This is a genomic window from Bordetella sp., assembly GCF_057362025.1.
In genome coordinates, this window is record NZ_JBMQQZ010000054.1 from 1 (window position 1) to 4,292 (window position 4,292).

Consider the following 4,292-nt stretch of genomic DNA (forward strand, 5'->3'; position numbering starts at 1 on the left):
TCTTTTTCATCGGCCGGACGACCGCGCGCGGCATCCGGGCATTCGGACGCGATGCGGTAGGCTATCCAGCCCTACTGTCAGAAATTGTCAGCAGCGTTGGCCGTCACTGGAATATCGTGCGGCCGTACGCTCAACAGGCCGTCATTCCGGGGTCGCGGCCGACATCAGCGCGCGCCAGGTTTTCAGCAGCGCCTGCCGGCGTTCCGGATAGCGGTCGCCCGGCGCGGCCAATGTGACGATGCGGTCGGTACGGAAGTGGCGGAAACCCTGGCGCAGCTCGCACCACGCCGCCACGATGCGCACGCGTTCAAAAAATCCCAGCGCGAAAGGCCAGATGACCCGGGCCGTTTCGGCGGCGTATTCGTCGCGATACTCGATGCGCAGCTTGCGCTCCCTGCGTATGGAGTCCCGGATCAGCGCGACGCCCGCCGTATCCGGCACCTGCTCGCCCGGCACCACGAATAGCGCGCCGTCGTCGAATTCGTGCCCCAGCTCCGGCGGCAGCACCGCGGCGATTTTCGCCAGCGCGTTGCGTGCCGCCTGGCCCAGCTGGCTGTCCGCGTGTTCGGCCACCCAGCGCGATCCCAGCACCAGCGCCTGGATTTCCTCTTCGGAAAACATCAGCGGGGGCAGCATGAAGCCGGGCCGCAATACATAGCCCACGCCGGCTTCGCCCTCGATGTGCGCCCCTTGCGCCTGCAACAGCGCGATGTCGCGGTACAGCGTACGCAGGCTGATGCCCAAATGCCCCGCCAGCAGCGCGCCGCTCACCGGATAGCGGTGGCGGCGCAGCATCTGCAGCAGGTCGAGCAGCCGTTGGGCGCGTGACATTGGGTCGGGAGCGGGATGGCGCCTGGATCATTGGACGGAATTATGCCGTCCGGCGCGCCGGCGCGGCTGCCAATTTCAACGCAATTCCTGCCCAAAAGTCCGAACGGCGGCGCCCCACCGTGTTCCGGCCCGGCGCCGCCGACCGTCTCCGCGCCCGCCGCCTTTCCGGCGCTGGAAGCGCGGCCACGCCGTCCGCTAGTTCGCGCGCGGCAGCGCGTATGCCCAGGGCCGGCCGCCGGTATCGCGGCCGCGGAACGCGTCGATATCCTGGCGCATGGTCAGCGTCAGGTCGATCTCGTCCAGTCCGCCCAGCAGCATCGCGCGCAACCGCGCGGGCGACGGGAACGACAGAACCTCGCCGCGCGACGTGGTAACGGTGTTGCGCTCCAGGTCGACGTCGATCAAGGCGTCGGCGCCGCGCGCCATCGCGTCCGCCGCCATGGCCTCGACCGTGGCTTCCGGCAGGATCACCGGCACCATGCCGTTGCGAAAGCAATTGCCGTAGAAAATGTCGCCGAACGACGCGGCAATGATCACACGCATGCCCCATTGGCGCAGCGCCTTGGGCGCGCCCTCGCGCGACGAACCGCAACCGAAATTGCGGCCGGCCAGCAGGATGGTGGCCTCGCTCCAGGGTGCGCGGTTCAGGATGAAGTCGGGATTCGGTGTGCCATCCGGCCGCGTCTTCCATTCCGAGAACAGACCTTCCTTCAGCACGCCCGGCTCATGCGCGCGCGGCAGGAAGCGCGACGGAATCATCTGGTCGGTATCGATATTGATCTGCATCAGCGGCGCGGCGTAACCCCGGATGCTCGAAAATTTTTCCATGTCAGGCTCCGCTCGGCAATTGGCGCACATGGGTCATGCGTCCGGTCACCGCGGACGCGGCCACCGTGGCCGGACTGGCCAGGTGCGTGCGCGACCCCAATCCCTGCCGGTTTTCGAAATTGCGATTGGTCGTGCTCATGATGCGCTCGCCCTTGAAACGGTCCTTGCCTTGGGCGCACAGACCGCAGCCCGAGTCGTGCCATTCGAAACCGGCCTCCAGGAAGACCCGGTCCAGGCCCTCTGCCTCGGCATCGCGCTTGACCTGGGTGCTGCCCGGCACGCAGATCGCCGTAACGCCCTCGGCCACCTTGCGGCCCTTCAGGACGGCGGCAGCCTCGCGCAGGTCGGACAGCCTCGCGTTGGTGCAGGAACCGATATACGCCGCGTCGATGCGGACATCCTGCGCCCGCGTGCCGGGCTCCAGGCCCTGGTAGCGCAGCGCGCGCTCGACCCATGCGCGTTCGCCGGGATCGGCGTAATCCGACGGCGACGGAATACGGCCGCTGATGGGAATCACGTGCTGCGGACTGGTGCCCCAGCTCACCTGGGGCTCCAGCGCCGTGCAATCGATGTCGATTTCCCGGTCGAAGCGCGCGCCGTCATCGTACGCCAGCTCGCGCCAGTGCGCCTCCGCGGCGTCCCATTGCGCGCCCCCGGGCGCGAACTCGCGGCCGTACAAATACTCGTAGGTCGCGTCGTCGGGCGCCACGAAACCGTACTTGGCGGAGAACTCGATGGCCATATTGCACAGCGTCATCCGCGCCTCGATCGGCAGCGCGGCAACGGCCGGCCCGGCGAACTGCACCGCGTGCCCCGTGCCGCCGTTGGCGCCCACGCGCGAGATCAGGTTCAGGACCATATCCTTGGCGTACACATGCGGCGGCAGGATGCCGTGGAAATTCACGCGCATGGTCCTGGGCCGCGTTTGCATCAAGACCTGCGTCGCCAAGACATGCTTGCACTCGGATGCGCCTATCCCCCAGGCCAGTACGCCCAGGCCGCCGAGCGTACAGGTATGGCTGTCCGGACAGACCACAGTCAGGCCCGGCAGCGCGATACCCAGTTCGGGCGCGATCACATGGGCTATCCCCTGCCGCGCGTCGTCCACGTCGATGAAGTGCAGTCCGAGCTTGCGCGACAACAGGCGCGACTCGTCGATCAGCTGCGTGCCGATGTCGTTCCAGCCCTTGCGGATACCGATGCCGGGTTTGGTTTGGACCGCATGGTCGATCAGGCTGAACACCTGGGCGGGACTGGCGACGGCGCGCCCTTCCTGCTGCAGTTCTCGCATGGCGACGGTGCCCATCGCTTCATGCAGCATCAGGCGGTCGATCTGCAGCAAGTGTTCCCGCTCGTCGAACGCCTTGATGAAATGCTCGTCCCAGATCTTGTCGAAATAGGTGCGCGGCTTCGGAGCGGCCGCGCCGGCATGGGCAGTTTCAGCCATGTTTCTTTCCTCGATAGGTATGGCGGTCCCGGAGGCCATGCCCCGGAAGCCGTCCTTGCATGCCTCGCGGCCGGATCCCGCGCCGGCGGCGTGCTCAGCCTTCCGCCGAGATATGGGCGGTTTCGATCACCTTCCTGTACTTCGCGATTTCGCTCTGGATGTACGCCGCGAACTGCTGCGGCGTGCCAGGCATCGCCTCCGTGCTGTTCTTGTCGAAGGCGGCGATCACCTCCGGCAGCGCCAGCGCCTTGTTCACTTCCTGGTTCATCCGCATCACCACATCGTCGGGCGTCTTTGCCGGCGCCAGCAGGCCAGCCCACGTCGCGGAAACGATGTCGTAGCCCTGTTCGCGCATCGTCGGCACGTCCGGCGCGAAGCGCGAACGCTTATCCGTGGCCATGCCCAGCACGACCAGCTTGCCGGCGTGGACCAGATCGCGCAAGTCCAGCCAGGTGCCGAACATCATGGTGGTATGGCCGCCCAGCAAATCGGTCAGCGCCGGCCCCTGGCCCTTGTAAGGGATATGGGTGATGTCCAGCCCGCCCATCTGCTGCTTCAGCATCTCTCCCGCCAGATGCGGTGTCGTGCCCACGCCGAACGAGCCGTAGCTGAGCTTGCCCGGATTGGCCAGCGCGGCCTTCTTCAGATCGGCCAGGCTCTTCAGGCCGCTGCCCGGATACACCGCCAACGCCTGGTCGGACGCGCCCATCATCGCCACGGGCCGCAGGTCGCGCAGGCTGTCATAAGGCAGATGCTTGACCAGCACGCTGTTGACACAAAAGCTGCCCGCCACGCAGACATACGAATAGCCGTCGGGCGCCGACTTCGCCACGAAATCGACGCCGATCACCGTACCGGCACCGGGCTTGTTTTCGACGATGGCCGCCTGGCCGACGCTCTGTCCCACCTTGGTCCCGATCAGGCGCGTCACGAAATCGGTGGTGCCGCCGGGCGGGAAAGGAACAATCAGCCGCAGGGGCTTGTCGGGCCAGTCTGCCGCGCGTGCGGTGCCGGCCAGGCCGGACATCGCCGCCAAAGCGGCACCGCCGAGCAGCATGCTGCGGCGCGATAAGGGCGAATGGGCGATCGGTTGCATGGAAGGTCTCCGCGTTATGGGCGCACATCTGTAAGCAAGGACGCGCGCGAGAGCCGGAGGCGCGTCTTCCATCGCGCGCGCCGGCGAAAA

Annotated in this window: 4 protein-coding genes; all 4 read right to left on the bottom strand. The window is 66.8% G+C overall.

Annotation, left to right across the window (positions count from 1 at the left end; genetic code table 11):
• Window positions 1–141: 141 nt before the first annotated feature.
• Window positions 142–831, bottom strand: a complete 690-nt coding sequence (locus ACO1P8_RS10790; RefSeq protein ID WP_486295888.1) for a helix-turn-helix transcriptional regulator — start codon at window positions 829–831, stop codon at window positions 142–144.
• A gap of 195 nt (window positions 832–1,026) precedes the next feature.
• Window positions 1,027–1,659: a 3-isopropylmalate dehydratase small subunit gene (gene leuD / locus ACO1P8_RS10795; protein WP_486295889.1), complete on the bottom strand. Its 633-nt coding sequence runs from the start codon at window positions 1,657–1,659 to the stop codon at window positions 1,027–1,029.
• A 1-nt stretch (window position 1,660) separates the two neighbouring features.
• Window positions 1,661–3,106: a 3-isopropylmalate dehydratase large subunit gene (locus ACO1P8_RS10800; protein WP_486295890.1), complete on the bottom strand. Its 1,446-nt coding sequence runs from the start codon at window positions 3,104–3,106 to the stop codon at window positions 1,661–1,663.
• A 94-nt stretch (window positions 3,107–3,200) separates the two neighbouring features.
• A complete protein-coding gene (locus ACO1P8_RS10805) occupies window positions 3,201–4,202 on the bottom strand; it encodes a Bug family tripartite tricarboxylate transporter substrate binding protein (protein ID WP_486295891.1) in 1,002 nt (333 codons plus the stop codon).
• Between the last annotated feature and the right edge of the window lie 90 nt (window positions 4,203–4,292).

Excerpts from the sequence above, each read along its gene's own strand:
- ACO1P8_RS10790 (WP_486295888.1), bottom strand. The coding sequence starts at position 831 with ATGTCACGCGCCCAACGGCTGCTCGACCTGCTGCAGATGCTGCGCCGC.
- leuD (WP_486295889.1), bottom strand. The coding sequence starts at position 1,659 with ATGGAAAAATTTTCGAGCATCCGGGGTTACGCCGCGCCGCTGATGCAG.
- ACO1P8_RS10800 (WP_486295890.1), bottom strand. The coding sequence starts at position 3,106 with ATGGCTGAAACTGCCCATGCCGGCGCGGCCGCTCCGAAGCCGCGCACC.
- ACO1P8_RS10805 (WP_486295891.1), bottom strand. The coding sequence starts at position 4,202 with ATGCAACCGATCGCCCATTCGCCCTTATCGCGCCGCAGCATGCTGCTC.